Below are 16,279 nucleotides of genomic sequence, written 5' to 3'. Positions count from 1 at the left end.
CCACACCTCCGCATCAAAGCTTTTTACTGCCAATTTTTTAAAAATTCTTCAAGCTTTTCATAAAAATCTTTTGAAATATTCACTTTTAGCGATTTTTCTAATCCTTTTTTCTTCATAGCAAGTTTTAAACATTCTAAATCTTTACAAATATATGCTCCTCTTCCTGGCATTTTCTGTTTTGAGTCAATAAAAATTTCTTTATCTGTTCTGACAATTCTCAAAAGCTCTTTTTTAGGTTTTATACTCATACAGCCAACACATTTTCTATGAGGAATAAACTCTTGCACATTTTCACCCCAATCAATCTTTACCCTTTATATCTATTTTCCAACCAGTAAGTTTTGCTGCAAGCCGAGCGTTTTGTCCACCCTTGCCAATCGCAAGAGACAATTGGCTGTTTGGAACAAGGACAAATGCCTTTTTTTCAATTAAATTTAAATCAATATGGACGACCTCCGCAGGGCTGAGTGCATTCTTTATAAATTCCCCAATGTCACTACTCCATTTTACAATGTCAATTTTCTCACCATTCAAATGCTTTAGCACATTCTGAATTCGTATCCCCTTTTCACCTATACAAGCTCCAACAGGATCAACTTTTAAGCTGTTAGAATAAACTGCTACCTTTGACCTTGACCCTGCCTCTCTTGCAATTGCTTTTATTTCAATTATACCCTCTTGTATCTCAGGCACTTCATTCTCCATAAGCCTTTTTATTAAATTTGGATGAGTTCTTGAAAGATAAACAATAGGTTCTTTTTCTTTGGGAGGAATTTTAACATCAACAAGATAAAATTTCATCAATGTCCCTGGTTTGTACTCTTCACCGGGTATTTGCTCCTCCATTGGAAGTATTGCTTCAACCTTCCCACCTTCAATTTCTACAATAACATTCTTTTTATCAATCCTCTGTATAATACCTGTAACTATATTATCAATCTTTGAAGAATAATCTTCAAATATGATGCTCCTCTTTTTTTCTCTTATCTTGCCTATAACTGTCTGCCTGACTGTCATTGCCGCCTTTCTGCTAAACTGGGAAATGGGAATCTCTATTGCTACAATATCACCAATTTTATATCTCTTATCAATTTTTTGTGCATCCTCAAGTGAAATTTCATTTTTTCTATCTTTTACATTTTCGACAACTTTTCTGTATTCATAAATTTTTACACTTCCCTTTTCTGGATCAATGGAAACTTTAACGTTAGAAAGATTTTTGTCTTTTATTCCTTTTACCTGCTTATAAGCTGTCAAAAGAGCTGATTCTAAAACTGAGTATACATAATCCTTTTCAATCTTATACTCTCTTTCAAGCTCATCAATTGCCGAAAACAGCTCCTGAAAATCAAGAGTTTGCTCTTTTTTGGGCATCTTTCAAAAATCCCCCTTTTCATTTTTAGTTAGAATCTTATTGCAAGCTTTACCTTTTTTATATTTTCAATAGGTATAACTATCTTCTCTTTATCCACAATCAAAATTAAAGATTTTTCATTCTTCTCCACAAGCTCTCCTGTAATCCTTGTACGGTTCAAAAAAGGCTGATTCAAAAATACATCAACAACTTTTCCCTTGTTTCTTATAAAATCCCTGTCAGTGACAAGTGGCCTGTCAACACCCGGTGATGAAACCTCTAAATAATAGCTAAATGGAATAGGGTCAACAATGTCAAGCTTTTCAGAAAGTTCTTCACTGACAAGCTGACAGTCATCTATTGTAATCCCGCCGGGTTTATCTATATACACTCTCAAAAAATGACTTTTTCCTTCCTTTTTAAATTCAATATCCACCAGGTCAAAACCATACCTTTCTAATATAGGCTTTACAAGCTCTTCCACTTTCTTTGTTATCTTTGACATGAGAAATACTCTTCTCCCTTCTATTAAAACTTTTTACTACCTAAAACTCCATAAACAATATTAAAGAGTGGGGGATACCCACTCTCATGCTAATTTACTTTATGTCAGCAACTCTGATTATAAATATTATACCACCTTAATTTTATTTTAACAAGAAGTGCAAAAATTATTACCTCAAACTCTGGACCTTACTTCTCAAAACTTCAATAGATTTTGAAACATCACCACTGTCAAATACATATGAACCTGCAACTATCACGTTTGCACCTGCGTTTACACAATCAATAATGGTCTCTTCATTAATACCACCGTCAACTTCTATCTCAAACGAAAGTCCTTCCTTTTCTCTGAGGTTTGCCAACATTTCAATCTTTTTTAGGGTATATGGTATAAATTTTTGTCCTCCATATCCAGGATTTACAGTCATAACTAAAACCATATCAACAATTTCAAGAACATTTTCTATCATGTATACAGGCGTTGCAGGATTTAGCGCAACACTTGCTTTTTTGCCAAAACTTTTTATTTTACTGATGAGGGCATCCAAGTGGTAGGTTACCTCTGCGTGAACTGTAATATTATCAGCACCGCTTTGGACAAATTTTTCAATATGCTTTTCAGGATGTAAAACCATTAGATGTACATCAAAAAAAAGTGTTGAATTTTTTCTGAGACTGCTTACCACGGGAGCACCAATTGTGATATTGTCTACAAAGTTTCCATCCATAACATCTATATGGACCAAATCAGCTTTAGCTAACTCAAGTTTTTTAAGTTCATTTTTCAAATCTGCAAAATTAGAAGATAAAATAGACGGCGCAATCTTTATCTGCAACTTTTAATCCTCTCCTTTAATCGTACTCTTTTTGTGCAGGAAGTTGCATAAATATCTGTTTGTACCTCTCATACCTTTCAAAATTTATTTTTTTCTCGGTAACTGCAGCTTTTACCAGACATTCTGGTTCAAATATGTGGTTGCACCCTGGAAACTTGCACCCTTCAAAATCATAAAATTCCGGGTAATAATATTTTAGCTCATGTCTTAAAAGTCCTATTATCTCAATTGAACTAAAACCTGGCGTGTCTGCAATGTATGTATCCTCCCCTGCACGCAAAAGTTCTACTACCCTTGTTGTATGTCTTCCTCTTTCAATTTTTTTAGAAATTTCACCCACTTTCAAGTTAGCTCCTGGAATTAGACAGTTTAGTATAGAACTTTTCCCTACACCAGACTGCCCAGCAAAAACTGAAATCCTTCCTTGAATATAATTTTTGAGTTTATCAATGCCTTCTCCAGTCTTTGCAGACACACCTATTACATCAAATACACTGTACTGTTGCTTTATCATCTCAAATGTCTTTCCATCATCTAAATCAATTTTATTTACGCAAATTACAGGCTTTACCTTTTCCTTTAATACATTCACTAAAAGTTTATCCAGTGCGATTAAAGATACCTCTGGCGACACTGATGCTACCACTACTATGGCAATATCCACATTTGCAATTGGTGGACGGATTAGCTGATTTTTTCTTGGTAGAATCTTATCAATAATATATGAACCTTTGCTTTTCTCTACGATAACAACGTTGTCGCCCACAAGCGGAGTGATATCATCCTTTCTAAAAACTCCTCGTGCCCTACATTCATATATATTTCCATCATGGTCATATACATAATAAAAACCAGCAATTAGTTTTCCAATTACTCCATTTATATGCATAGCTATTCCACCGTCTCCTCTGTTGATAATTGGTCGTTTATATACATCCTAATTGTAGATTGTCCAGTGATAGGAATTTTAACCTGTAAAGGAGTCTCTTCTTTTTTTACTATTCTATCAAATACAATGCTCTCATTTCCGTTTGAACTTACCACTATTTTAACATTTGCTTCATTTAAATCAGAAGGTAAAATTACTGTTTTTATAATAATCTTTGTTGTAGTTTTTGTCTCAACCTTTTTGGTCACTATTAAATCAACAGTGCTTCCTTTTACAACCTGCTGCCCGTAAGATGGTGATTGACTGATAACAATATCAGACTCTCTATCTGTGACCTCTTTATAAGTAACGTTACCGACGTTAAGTCCGATTTTTAGTAAAACATCCTTGGCATCAACTATATTCATTCCTGTTACATCTGGAACTAATACTTTTTCTATTTTGGGACCCAAACTTACAGTCAAAATTACAGTACCATTTTTTTCTATAAGCTGGTTTGCAGAAGGCTGTTGATCAATAACTGTGTCCACTGGCTTGTCAGAATAATCTTTCTTTATCTCAACACTCAAACCATTGTTATCAAGCTCTATCTGAGCATCTTTGATATTGAGCCCAACCACATCAGGAACTTTGACCATTTCCGGTCCTTTGCTAACTATTAGCTTGACAGTAGTATCTTTTTTTACTTTAATACCTGCAGCAGGGTCTTGATTGATGACTGTACCTTTCTCAGCCGGGTCGTTTTGCTCTTCAACCGAATATTTTAGTCCCAGCTCATCAAGTTTTGCCTTTGCATCATCAATTGAAAAACCTACAAGGTCTGGCATTGTAATGTCATTTTCTTGATAAGTCAAGCTTTTCCCAATAGCATTATAAAATATTAGCCAGCCTATTGCAACAATAATAAGGGCAGTTAAAATCCCTGCTACAACATAAATCCAATCTTTTCTTTTTTCTTTTGACTCTTTTTTTGGGTCTACTGGGGTATTATCTGATTTTATCTTTTCAAACTGAAACTGTTTGGTAGCAGCATTTTCATGCGACTCTATCTTGACAAAATCACCGTCTGGTTCAATAAGCGAATTTTTCAAATCTTGAATCATCTCACTGGCTGATTGATACCTCAGCAAAATATCCTTTTGCATTGCCTTCAAAATTATTGCTTCTAAACTTTTTGGTATATTGGGATTATAAAGTGTAGGTTTTATTGGCTGTTCTTGCAGGTGTTTTAGCGCAATAGAAATCGGAGTATCTCCATCAAATGGCAAAACTCCTGTCACCATTTCATAAAGAACAACTCCAAGAGAGTACAGGTCAGACCTGCTGTCCACATATCCTCCTCTTGCCTGTTCTGGTGAAAAATAGTGAACAGAGCCAATGGTGATATTTGTATTTATAATGGTGCCTGTTGAAACTGCTCGTGCAATACCAAAGTCTGTTACTTTGACAATCCCATTTTCATCAATCAAGATATTTTGAGGTTTTATATCTCTGTGCACAATACCTTTTTTATGGGCATGGTCCAAAGCTCTTAAAACCTGTATAGCAATGGTTGTTGCATCTTTTGGACTGAGCCTACCAGTTTCTTTCATAAACTCTTTTAGAGTTTTGCCATTTACATATTCCATAACTATGTAGTACATCCCGTCCTGCTCACCAACATCATAGATTGATACAATGTTGGGATGCGAAAGAGATGCTGCTGCCAGCGCTTCTGTTCTGAACCGTTGCAAAAATTCCTCGTCTGTTGCAAACTCCGACCTTAAAACTTTTATGGCAACATATCTATTCAAAATTGCATCTTTGGCTTTGTACACAACCGACATTCCACCGCTTCCTAACTTCTCCTCAACTTTGTATCTGTTTCCTATTATAAACTCATCCATGAACAATCATCACCCTCACAAAATCTCTTTTTTCTTATACCAAGAGATAGACAATTGTTATATTGTCAATACCACCTGCCTCAAGAGCTTTTTCAATTAATTTCTTACCTACATCATAAAAATCATTTTTCTTAAATATTTCGTGAATTTGGGTATCAAAAACCATGTTGGTCAGTCCATCTGTACACATCAAAAAGCAATAATCCTTATTTTGCTCGCGTTCAATTTCGTAAAGATCAACTTCTAATTCTTCTTCTATTCCAATTGCTCTTGTTATGATGTTTTTCTTGGGATGAGTATAAATTTCCTCTTTTGTAATTTTTCCATCTTTAAACATCTCATAAACCAGAGAATGGTCCTCTGTAATTTGTCTAATTTCATTGTTATCTATAATGTAGACTCTTGAATCTCCGATGTTGCTCACAAGTATCTTATCCTTGTAGCAAAATAGTCCCGCTAAAGTGGTCCCCATTCCATACAAAAGGGGATTTTTTATCTGATGGTTTATAATCTTTTGATTTGCATACCTGTAAGCTTCTTTTATGATCTCTTTCAGAGAATATTTTAACATTTTCTGATTTAGTAATATATAGTCAAGTACATACTGGCAGGCAAAGCTGCTTGCCACCTCACCTGCACTGTGTCCACCCATACCATCAGCTATTAAAAAAACATTCAATCCATCTTCTCCTTTGTAAACAATATAATAATCCTCATTGTTTGTCCTTATATTTCCTTTTTCTGTGAGAGCAACGTATTTCACATACTTCATCCCCTAATTCCCTTATATGTTAAAATATCGTTTTCTCAGCTGTCCACACGCTGCAGATATACTGCTGCCAAGCTCTCTTCTAATTGTAACATTAATTTGATATGATTTTAAGGTTTCAAAAAATACTTTTATTTTTTCTTTTGAAGGTCTTCTAAACCCTTTTTCTTCAACTGGGTTAACAGGTATCAAATTTACATGTACAAGCTTACCTTTTAGCATCTTGCCAAGCTCTTGAGCACATTCAATAGAATCATTTACCCCATCTATCAGGGCGTACTCAAAAGTAACTCTTCTATTAGTCCTTTTAATGTAGTAATCAACTGCTTTCATAATATCTTCAACAGGATACTTTTTGTTTATCGGAACAAGCTTGTCTCTCAGGCTATTATTTGGGGCATGCAGAGATATTGCAAGGTTTACTTGTTTTGGAAAATCACAGAGCCTATAAATTCCTTCAACTATGCCAACTGTGGAAATGGTGATATGCCTTGCCCCTATGTTTTTCCCCTCTTTTGAGTTTATTATCTCAATAAATTTAAACACATTTTCAATGTTGTCAAATGGCTCGCCACTTCCCATCAGAACCACATTTGTTATTCTTTTGCCTGTAAAGTTTTCTACGTTGATTATCTGGTCAACCATCTCCCCTGCCGAAAGGTTTCTTACAAATCCGCCTATGGCAGAGGCACAAAACCTGCAGTTCATTTTGCATCCAACTTGTGTTGAGACGCATATTGCATTCCCATACCGATAAGGTAAAAACACACTTTCAACTCCATTTTTATCGCAAAGTTCAAACAGGAATTTTATACTCTCTCCATCACTTTGATGTTTCAAAATCTGTAAAGAGTTTATCAAAAACTCATCCTCAATCTTTTCTCGAAGTTCGAGTGGTAGATTGGTAAACTGCATTACATCAGTAGCATTTTTCTTGTAAAGCCACTCAAAAATCTGGCTTGTTCTAAAAGGTTTTTCACCAATATTTTCGAGCCACTTTTTTAGCTCATCAAACGTCAAATCTTTTATAAGCCTTTTCATCTTCCCTATCTTTCGCCCTCTTTTCTAAGTTTAGCTATAAAAAATCCATCACATTCAAACTCATCGGGAAAAATAGTAGTTAGGGATACCAACGAAAAATCTTTGTGCTTCTCTAAAAACTCTATAACTGTTTCTTCATTTTCTTTTTTCCCAAGCGTACATGTAGAATAAAAAAGTATTCCTCCTCTTTTTAGGTAACCTGCTGAATTGTCAAGTATTCTTACCTGCAGTTCATGAAGATTCTCAATGTCCTGATAACTTTTATTCCATTTGATATCAGGCTTTTTCCTAATTGCGCCAAAACCAGTACATGGAAGGTCGGCAATCACAATGTCAAATTTTTCGGCAAAATCAGGGTTAAAAACCTCAGCGTTACTTTTTGCAACAATGATATTATCAAAACCAAGCCGCAAAATGTTTTCTCGCAATATATCAAGCTTATGTTCGTTTATATCACATGCAACAACAAACCCATCTATAACCTCTGCGCAGTTAAAAGTCTTTCCACCTGGTGCGGCACACAGGTCTATCACTTTCTTTGCTCTTTTAAAATCTTCTTGGTTAAACTTTACAACAAGAGAAGATGCCAAATCCTGAAAATAGAAATAGCCTTCCTTATAAAGTTCTGTTTCCTTTATGTTGCCCTTCAAAATAAGGACTATTTCATTGTTACGAGAATTAATCTCATACTTAAATCCGTTTTTCTCAAGCTCTTGTGTTAATGTATTTACATTGGTTTTTTTAGTATTTATCTTTATACTCTGAGGAGGTTTTGTATTTAAAAATTCTAAAATTTTTATAGTTTTTTCAAGTCCATAACTCTCTTCTAAATAATCTATTAAAAATCTGGGATAAGAAAGCTTTATTGATAAATAACTTTTATAGTCCACGTCCTTAATTCTTTCCAATGACTCTTCTATTTGATTTTTGTTTCTGATTATATTTCTCAAAATTGCATTCACAAAAGCCTTTAAATGTGGATTTATTTTGCTTGCAACCTCACATGCCTCATTTACTGTTGCATACTCTGGAATCTTTTCAAGAAAAAGAAGTTCATATGTGGCAACCCTTAAAATGTTTAATATCCTTTTATCCTTTACTCCTTTTTTAGCAACAAAATTAATATAGTAGTCAATAAGGCTTTTGTATCTCAAAACACCATGAACAAGCTCAACAAACAAAGCCCTGTCCTTTTCATTTTTTAACTTTTGATGGAATTTCTCCATCAAAGAGTCCATGCCAGAAAACTTTTTCTTTTCAACCTCAAACAGTAAAAGAAAAGCAGCTTCTCTCGTATTAATCTTTAATCATCCCTTCTTCGTTGAACTAAACTAAGATAATATAATAACTGAAGTATTGCAACAGATACCGCTGCAACATATGTCATAGCAGCCGCACCAAGCACTTTCTTTACTGCTATCTCCTCGTCAGGAAGTATAACGCCTGATACTTTTAACGCCTCTACAGCTCTTTTGCTGGCATTTAATTCAACAGGCAGTGTAATCAAGGTAAACACAACTGCTAAACTGAAAAGCAAAATTCCAAGATTTATAAATATATCTCCATTCTTCAGTAAAAGCCCTATCAAAATAAGCGGAAAAGCCAAATTCGACCCTATATTCACAACAGGTACCATGGCAGTTCTAAGAGCCAGCCACGGATATTTTTGGTAGTGCTGAATGGCATGCCCTGCCTCATGTGCAGCAACTCCAACTGCAGCAACAGAATTGGAATCAAAAACCCCCTGTGATAGTCTGAGCACTCTAAATCGCGGGTCGTAATGGTCTGTCAAAAGTCCCGGTACATATTCTACTCTGACATCATAAATACCGTTGGACCACAGTATATTTTTGGCAACCTCGGCACCTGTCAGCCCTGAAAATGTTCTGACTCTGGAATACTTTGAAAAAACCATCTGGACCCTCATTTGGGCTATAAGAGATATCAAAAATGCAGGAATAGCAAACACAAGATACAAAGGGTCAAAATAGTAAAACACTTTTCATCCTCTCCCCTGATTTTAGGCTAAAACATCTCCTTTTTTTATTTTATACCCATTGACAAAGTCTCTTGCTCCAATCTTTTTTCCACCTTCAAGCTGAAGAAGTTTAAGTCTTATCAGTCCATCTCTAACTTTTATTATAATGCTGCTGTCATCTATCTCAACTACAGTACCATTTGGTACATTACTATTAATATTGTCTTTATTATCCTGAGCAATTTCAATATCGTGAATTTTTAAAAGTTTTCCTTTGAAAGTTGTGAAAATTCCTGGCCATATTTTAAGAGCTCTAAATCTATTATAAATTTCCTTCGCACTCATATTCCAGTCAATATTTCCTTCTTCCTTTTTGATAGGTGGGGCATATGTTGCTCTGCTGTGGTCCTGTTTTACAGGAGTTATATTTTCGATATTCCTCAAAGTTTCAATTAAAAGCTGGCTACCCACTTCTGCAAGCTTTTTTGAAAGTGTTAAAATGTCATCATCATTTTCAATTTTAACTTTTTTCTGAAGAAGAATATCTCCTGTGTCTAATCCCTCGTCCATTTTCATAATGGTAATACCTGTATATTCCTTTCCATCCATAAGTACTCTTTGAATTGGTGCAGCTCCTCTGTACTCTGGTAAAAGGGAAGCATGAACATTTATGCAGCCATACTTGGGTATCTCAAGCACTTCTTTGGGAAGAATTTTCCCATATGCAACAACTACGATTGTATCAGGATTTATTTCTTTTAGAAGTTCAAAAAACTCCTCGTTATTCTTTAGCTTTTCTGGTTGAACAACATCTTTTCCAACCTTTTGAGCAAACTCCTTGACAGCTGGTGCTGTCAATATTCTTTTTCTCCCAACAGGTTTGTCAGGTTGGGTCACAACAAGTTTTAAATTGACAAAAGGCTCTTGAATCAGTTTTTGCAAAATATCAACTGCAAAATCTGGTGTTCCCATAAACACAATGTCCAATTCACTTTCCCCTTTCTAAAACCCAAGCAATTTATTCTAAATCCATCTTATCGCCTCTTGAGCGCCTTTGCTCGATCTCCTCTTCAGATACAAATCGTATAACCTTGTCAACAAACAAAATACCATCAAGATGATCTATCTCATGACACACAGCCCTTGCTAAAAGCCCCTCTGCTTCAAGTCTAAACTCATTTCCAAACCTATCCTGAGCTTTTACTACCACTTTCTGTGGTCTTTCCACCTCACCCCACACGTTTGGGACAGAAAGACAACCTTCTACATCCACAGCACTTCCTTCTACTTGTTCTATTTCGGGATTGACAAGTTCAATTGCTCCTTCTCCTATATCAATCACAACTGCTCTTTTGAGTACTCCCACCTGCGGCGCTGCAAGACCAATGCCGTTTGCTTCATACATGGTGTCTTTCATATCGTCAAGAAGCTGGCAAAGTCGCTGGTCAAATTTCTCAACAACCTTCGATTTTTTGCGCAGTATCTCATCTTCATATGTTCTTATCTTTCTCAGTGCCATTTGTCTAAATTTAAACCCTCCTGTTTTTTAAAGTGTATCCAAAGGATTTACGTCGATGATAAGCGACGCGTTACTATAATTATATCTTTCTTTGATTAGATTTGCTATACTAATCATCTGCCCAGCTCTTTTGAACTTTACCAATATGTGATACCTGTACTGGTTTTCTATTTTAAAGATGGGATTTTCACTTGGACCATAAATTTTCATGTCATTCTCCATTTCATTCTCCTTGAGCAAAGCATATACATGCTCTATTCCTCTTTTTGCCATATTCTCTTCCCTTGCTACTGTAACAAAGTTAACTACATAAGAATACGGTGGATATACCATCATTTTTCTCAGTTTCATTTCCTGGGCATAAAAGCTTTCATAGTCGTGCTTTGAAGCAAACACAATGCTGTAATCTTCAGGGTTAAAAGTTTGAATTATAACTTTTCCTGGTTTTTCCCTGCCAGACCTTCCTGCAACCTGTGTAAGCAGTTGAAATGTTCTTTCTCTGCTCCTAAAATCTGGCATGTTCAAAAGAATATCTGCATCTATCACACCCACCAAGGTCAAGTCAGGAAAGTGCAAACCTTTTGCAATCATCTGCGTACCAACAAGAATATCTGCCTCTTTTTCCCTGAACTTTTTCACAATCTGTTCTGTCGCATCTTTTTTTGAAGTTGTATCACTGTCCATACGCAAAACCCTTGCATCTTTAAAGTACGCTTTTATCTCTTCCTCTATCTTCTGGGTGCCACTACCATATTGTCTGACATACCTGCTGTTACATTTTGTACACACACCTTTATATTCCTCTTTATACCCGCAGTAGTGACATTTCAAATACCCCTCTTTGTGGTATGTAAGTGAAATACTGCAGTTTTTACACATATAAACGTAGCCACACTCACGGCATATAACAATTGGAGAATAACCTCTCCTGTTTAAAAAAAGGAGAACCTGCTCCCCTTTTTTCAAGTTGTTCTCTATTTCACTAAGTAAAAGCCTGCTAAAAATGGACTTGTTACCTTCTAAGATTTCTTTTTTCATATCAACAATCAAAACTTCTGGCAGGGTCTTGTTTATTCTATTTTTCAATGTACAAAGAGAATACTTTCCTTTTTTAGCATAATAATAATGCTCAATAGATGGAGTTGCAGAGCCAAGTATAATGGGTATATTATTAATTTTAGCTCTCATCTGGGCAACCTCAACAGCATTTATCCGCGGCGATTTTTCAGATTTATAGCTTGGTTCATGCTCTTCATCGACAATTATAAGACCAAGGTTCTTGACAGGGGCAAAAACTGCTGATCGCGGACCAATCACCACAACCGCCTCTTTGTTTCTGGCAGCAAGCCAACTATTTAGCCTGTCTATACTTTTCATTTTGCTGTGATATACTAAAACCTTGTTGCCTATTCTACTTTGAACATTTTCTATCATCTGTGGTGTGAGTGAGATTTCTGGTACCATAAATATGACACTCTTGCCTTTTTCAATTACATATTGTATCGCTCTTATATAAACCTCTGTTTTCCCACTTCCTGTGACTCCAAATAAGAGAATATTTCTGTATCCTCCTTCATCAAACGCAGAGATTATATTATTTAGGGCTTTGTTCTGTTCTTCAGTTAAATTAAACTCTGGTTCTACCCGCGGCAGATTTTTCTCAGTATTTTCTCTTGTATCAAAATTCTTTAAATCAAACTCCAAAAGCCCTTCCAAAAAGAGTTTTACTATTTTTTCTTTGTTCTCTTTCACAAGCTTTGAATTTATGCTTACAGGTTTTTTCAAAATACTTTCATACAGTTCTTTTAGATCATCATCTAAGTTCTTATTTTCTTCACACTTTTTTGCACAGATATTATATATCTGTTTGCTGCTCACAAAAGGAGGTATAACAAGTGACAAAGCCTCACCCAAATTCAACGCATAGTAATTTTTCATTGAAAAAGCAAGTTCTATCTGTTCCTTTGAAACAATTGAAAACTTATCAATTACAGCAAGCACGCACTTTATCTTATTTTCCTCTATATCAGTAGTTTGCTTTATCCCAACAACAAGCCCTTCCACAATTCTATTTGAAACTCCAAAGCTTACATACACTCTTTTCCCTATCTCAATGCTATTTTCAAGATGTGTTGGTACCAAATAATCAAATACCTTATCAACATTGGCGTCCTGGTAGTTAATACAAACCTGAGCTATCATCTTAAAACCCAAACTCCATCCATTAAAAATTATTACCTCTGCTACATTTTGCAGAGGTAAGTCACTACATGGTCGAAAATCCTTTTAGCAACTTCACTTTTGCTCATTTTCGGAAGATTTTCTACCTTTTCTTTTGATATGAGTGTTACAATGTTTGTATCAACATCAAAACCTGCACCCTCTTCAAGCACATTGTTTGCAACAATCAAATCAGCATTTTTTGCTTCTAATTTCTTTTGAGAGTTCTCTAAAACATTCTCTGTCTCTGCTGAAAACCCCACGATTACTTGATTCGGTTTTTTATTCTCTCCCACAAACTTTAAGATATCTGGATTTTTAACAAGTTCAATAGTAAGTTCATCCTTGTTTTCCTTTTTAATCTTGTTTTGGCTCGTAGTTTTAGGTCTATAATCTGCCACAGCTGCAGAAAAGATTAGTATATCGTACTGCTCGTAAATCTCTTTTACCTTCTGATACATCTGAGAAGCTGTTTGCACGTGTATAATTTCTATGTCAGCATAGGTGTTGATACTCACTGGACCTGAGACGACTGTAACTTGAGCTCCTCTTTTGTATGCCTCTTCAGCTAAGGCATAACCCATTTTGCCAGATGATCTGTTTGAAATAAACCTGATAGGGTCTAAATATTCCCTTGTAGGTCCTGCAGTAATGAGAACTTTCTTTCCTGCCAAGTCTTGACTGCAAAGAAGCTTTTCTATCTCAATCAATATTTTTTGATTTTCTGGATATCTTCCCTTGCCATACACACCGCAAGCCAAAAACCCTGATTCAGGCTCGACAAAGTTTATCCCAATCGATTTTAGCTTGTGAATATTTTGCTTCACAATAGCATTTTCGAACATGTTTGAATTCATTGCAGGCACAATTAGCACAGGTTTGTCAAATGCCAAAAACGTTGTGGTCAGCAAATCATCAGCAATACCATTTGCAAATTTCCCAATTATATTTGCAGTTGCAGGAGCCACCACAAGAATATCTGCCCATGTTGTAAGAGAGATATGTTCTATATCGTAGAAATATTCGCTCTCAAAAGTGTCTGTATAAACCTTGTTCTGAGAAAGAGTTTGCAGTGTCAAAGGAGTTATAAACTTTTGGGCATTTTTTGTCATTATTACCTTTACGTTTGCTTCATTTTTCTTTAAAAGTCTTATAAGCTCGCATACCTTGTATGCTGCTATCCCACCGCATATTCCTATTAATACGTTTTTATTTTTTAATCTCATTCTTTTTCACCGGCTTTACGTACTTGTAAGAAATCTTCCCAGAAGCAACTTCATTTACTGCCATTGTAACATACTTGTCAGAGTTAAAATTGGTAATATCAACCTTTTTTTGTGCCTGCTGAAGAAGTTGTCTTGCTCTTTTTGCAACAAGTACAGAAAGTGTGTATTTATTGTCCACATACTTTAAAAGCTCGTCAAGCCCTGGTCGCAAAAGCATTCTTCATTCACTCCTTCAAAAAACTTTGTATATCAAATCTCCTACTCTTTAGTTTCTCAACTTCAATAATCTTTTGTATCTTTTCAGCAGCATCATCCACATTATCATTTATAACACAATAGTCATACTCTGGCACAAGTTTTATCTCGTTCTTGGCAATCTCAAGCCTTGCTCTTATTTCATCTTCCGACTCAGTGCCTCTTTTTACAAGTCTTTTGTAAAGCTCTTCTATGGATGGTGGCAGTAAAAATATCAGTACTGCATCCGAAAATACTTTTTTAATCTGAAGTGCTCCTTTTGTTTCAATCTCCAAAATTACATCATAGCCTTTTCCCAATGCTTCAAAGACAAAGTCTTTGGGCGTACCATAATAGTTATTGTTATACTCAGCATATTCTAAAAATCTTTCATTTTTAATCTCTTCTTCAAATTGCTCGCGCGAGACAAAAAAATAATTCACACCCTCTTTTTCCCCTGGCCTTGGCTTTCTTGTTGTTTTGGAAATTGAAAGTTTAATATTGGGATTTTTTTCAAGAAGCCTTCCAACAACTGTACCCTTTCCAGTCCCTGCTGGCCCTGAAATCACAATCAAAAGTCCTTCTCTCATTTTTTGTCATCCTCATCTTCAACTTCAATGTCTTCTTCTTCAAACTCTTCTTCAGGTTCTATAATTCTGTGTGCTACAGTCTCAGGCTGAACAGAAGAAAGTATTACATAGTCAGCGTCAGTTATTATTACCGCTCTCGTTCTTCTGCCATATGTGGCATCAATCAACATACCTCTTTCTCTTGCTTCCTGGATTATTCTCTTTATAGGTGCTGAATCAGGACTTACTATTGCTATCAGCCTGTTCGCTGAAACTATGTTACCAAACCCAATATTTATCAGTTTTATATTACCGCTATTGCTCAAAACAAACTCACCTCTATTCAATATTTTGAACTTGTTCACGGATTTTTTCAAGCTCATCTTTAAGACTTACAACACATTGGGAGATTTCAAAAATAGTAGATTTAGCGCCAATTGTATTTGTCTCTCTGTTCATCTCTTGAACTATAAAGTCAAGTTTTTTGCCAATACTTCCTCCAGCTTCTAAACACTCAGCAAACTGACTTATATGACTCTTAAGCCTCACAAGCTCTTCTGTTATATCACTTTTGTCAGCAAACAGTGTTATCTCCAGCATAAGTCTGTTTTCATCAATGTTTTTTAAATCGAAATATTCGCTTACCCGTTTGTAAAGTTTTTCTCTGTAATTTTCAACTAAATCCTTTGAATACTCTTCTATTCTACTCACCAAAGCTCTGATGGTTTCTAATCTCATCAGAATATCCTTTTTAAGATTTTCACCTTCTATCTTTTTCATTTTATCTAAATTTTGAAGTGCCTCTTCAATACAATCCAAAAGCTCAGACTTTACAGTACTGATGTCAAGTTCTTCAGTCTCAATCACAAGGGCATCTGGAAGTTTTATAAAAGTCGAAAGGCTAAAATCGTCCTGAATTTCCGAAAAGTTTTCCCTAACCCTATTTATTGCTTCCAAGTACTGCTTCATTATCCCTATGTTAGGAATAATCCTGTAGTCTTTTTCGCTGAAGCTTTTAAAACTAATATATATATCAACCTTTCCACGGCAAATATATTGCGAAACAACATTTTTTATCTCATTTTCAAATTTGATAAACTCTTTAGGCATCTTCAAGTTTATTTCTAAGTATCTGTGGTTTACACTTCTTATGTCAACGCTGTATTCCCTCTCATTTATTATTCTTTTACATCCACCGTAACCCGTCATACTTTTAATCATGATAATGCAACCAATCCTTTCAATGTTATTGTA

The 16,279-nt window shown here is 35.4% G+C and carries 18 protein-coding genes; all 18 read right to left on the bottom strand.

Annotated features, from left to right (window positions below):
* Window positions 1-23 precede the first annotated feature (23 nt).
* On the bottom strand, window positions 24-287 hold the full coding sequence (rnpM, locus tag ATHE_RS05255; protein WP_041727120.1) for an RNase P modulator RnpM: 264 nt from the start codon (window positions 285-287) through the stop codon (window positions 24-26).
* 13 nt (window positions 288-300) lie between these two features.
* The gene (gene nusA, locus ATHE_RS05250) at window positions 301-1,374 is read right to left on the bottom strand and encodes a transcription termination factor NusA (RefSeq protein ID WP_015907562.1); all 1,074 of its coding nucleotides are present in this window, start codon (window positions 1,372-1,374) and stop codon (window positions 301-303) included.
* A 29-nt stretch (window positions 1,375-1,403) separates the two neighbouring features.
* A complete protein-coding gene (locus tag ATHE_RS05245; protein ID WP_015907561.1) occupies window positions 1,404-1,859 on the bottom strand; it encodes a ribosome maturation factor RimP in 456 nt (151 codons plus the stop codon).
* Between the two features lie 169 nt (window positions 1,860-2,028).
* Window positions 2,029-2,694, bottom strand: a complete 666-nt coding sequence (gene rpe, locus ATHE_RS05240) for a ribulose-phosphate 3-epimerase (RefSeq protein WP_015907560.1) — start codon at window positions 2,692-2,694, stop codon at window positions 2,029-2,031.
* Window positions 2,695-2,710: 16 nt separating this feature from the next.
* Entirely contained in the window at window positions 2,711-3,583 is an 873-nt protein-coding gene (rsgA, locus tag ATHE_RS05235) for a ribosome small subunit-dependent GTPase A (protein ID WP_015907559.1), read from the bottom strand.
* Window positions 3,584-3,585: 2 nt separating this feature from the next.
* Window positions 3,586-5,469 carry a Stk1 family PASTA domain-containing Ser/Thr kinase gene (gene pknB / locus ATHE_RS05230; RefSeq protein WP_015907558.1) on the bottom strand — a complete coding sequence of 628 codons (1,884 nt, stop codon included), beginning with the start codon at window positions 5,467-5,469 and terminating at the stop codon, window positions 3,586-3,588.
* A gap of 34 nt (window positions 5,470-5,503) precedes the next feature.
* A complete protein-coding gene (locus ATHE_RS05225; RefSeq protein ID WP_015907557.1) occupies window positions 5,504-6,241 on the bottom strand; it encodes a Stp1/IreP family PP2C-type Ser/Thr phosphatase in 738 nt (245 codons plus the stop codon).
* A gap of 12 nt (window positions 6,242-6,253) precedes the next feature.
* Entirely contained in the window at window positions 6,254-7,279 is a 1,026-nt protein-coding gene (gene rlmN, locus ATHE_RS05220; RefSeq protein WP_015907556.1) for a 23S rRNA (adenine(2503)-C(2))-methyltransferase RlmN, read from the bottom strand.
* A 5-nt stretch (window positions 7,280-7,284) separates the two neighbouring features.
* The gene (gene rsmB / locus ATHE_RS05215; protein WP_079504015.1) at window positions 7,285-8,580 is read right to left on the bottom strand and encodes a 16S rRNA (cytosine(967)-C(5))-methyltransferase RsmB; all 1,296 of its coding nucleotides are present in this window, start codon (window positions 8,578-8,580) and stop codon (window positions 7,285-7,287) included.
* A 2-nt stretch (window positions 8,581-8,582) separates the two neighbouring features.
* On the bottom strand, window positions 8,583-9,278 hold the full coding sequence (locus ATHE_RS05210) for a zinc metallopeptidase (RefSeq protein ID WP_015907554.1): 696 nt from the start codon (window positions 9,276-9,278) through the stop codon (window positions 8,583-8,585).
* 21 nt (window positions 9,279-9,299) lie between these two features.
* The gene (gene fmt, locus ATHE_RS05205) at window positions 9,300-10,229 is read right to left on the bottom strand and encodes a methionyl-tRNA formyltransferase (RefSeq protein WP_015907553.1); all 930 of its coding nucleotides are present in this window, start codon (window positions 10,227-10,229) and stop codon (window positions 9,300-9,302) included.
* A 46-nt stretch (window positions 10,230-10,275) separates the two neighbouring features.
* Window positions 10,276-10,776 (bottom strand): peptide deformylase, encoded by a 501-nt coding sequence (gene def / locus ATHE_RS05200; protein ID WP_015907552.1) that lies wholly within the window; start codon window positions 10,774-10,776, stop codon window positions 10,276-10,278.
* 27 nt (window positions 10,777-10,803) lie between these two features.
* Window positions 10,804-12,978, bottom strand: a complete 2,175-nt coding sequence (gene priA / locus ATHE_RS05195) for a replication restart helicase PriA (RefSeq protein WP_015907551.1) — start codon at window positions 12,976-12,978, stop codon at window positions 10,804-10,806.
* 41 nt (window positions 12,979-13,019) lie between these two features.
* Window positions 13,020-14,222, bottom strand: a complete 1,203-nt coding sequence (gene coaBC / locus ATHE_RS05190) for a bifunctional phosphopantothenoylcysteine decarboxylase/phosphopantothenate--cysteine ligase CoaBC (RefSeq protein ID WP_015907550.1) — start codon at window positions 14,220-14,222, stop codon at window positions 13,020-13,022.
* Window positions 14,206-14,439: a DNA-directed RNA polymerase subunit omega gene (gene rpoZ / locus ATHE_RS05185; RefSeq protein WP_013403576.1), complete on the bottom strand. Its 234-nt coding sequence runs from the start codon at window positions 14,437-14,439 to the stop codon at window positions 14,206-14,208. Before rpoZ ends, coaBC begins: the two co-directional genes overlap by 17 nt.
* 7 nt (window positions 14,440-14,446) lie before the next feature.
* Entirely contained in the window at window positions 14,447-15,046 is a 600-nt protein-coding gene (gene gmk / locus ATHE_RS05180) for a guanylate kinase (protein ID WP_015907549.1), read from the bottom strand.
* The gene (gene remA, locus ATHE_RS05175; RefSeq protein ID WP_041723413.1) at window positions 15,043-15,333 is read right to left on the bottom strand and encodes an extracellular matrix/biofilm regulator RemA; all 291 of its coding nucleotides are present in this window, start codon (window positions 15,331-15,333) and stop codon (window positions 15,043-15,045) included. Before remA ends, gmk begins: the two co-directional genes overlap by 4 nt.
* A gap of 31 nt (window positions 15,334-15,364) precedes the next feature.
* Window positions 15,365-16,246: a YicC/YloC family endoribonuclease gene (locus tag ATHE_RS05170; RefSeq protein ID WP_015907548.1), complete on the bottom strand. Its 882-nt coding sequence runs from the start codon at window positions 16,244-16,246 to the stop codon at window positions 15,365-15,367.
* Window positions 16,247-16,279: the final 33 nt, after the last annotated feature.

Source organism: Caldicellulosiruptor bescii DSM 6725, from assembly GCF_000022325.1.
GTDB classification, from domain to species: Bacteria; Bacillota; Thermoanaerobacteria; order Caldicellulosiruptorales; family Caldicellulosiruptoraceae; genus Caldicellulosiruptor; species Caldicellulosiruptor bescii.
This window is presented reverse-complemented; position numbering and strand designations above follow the sequence as displayed.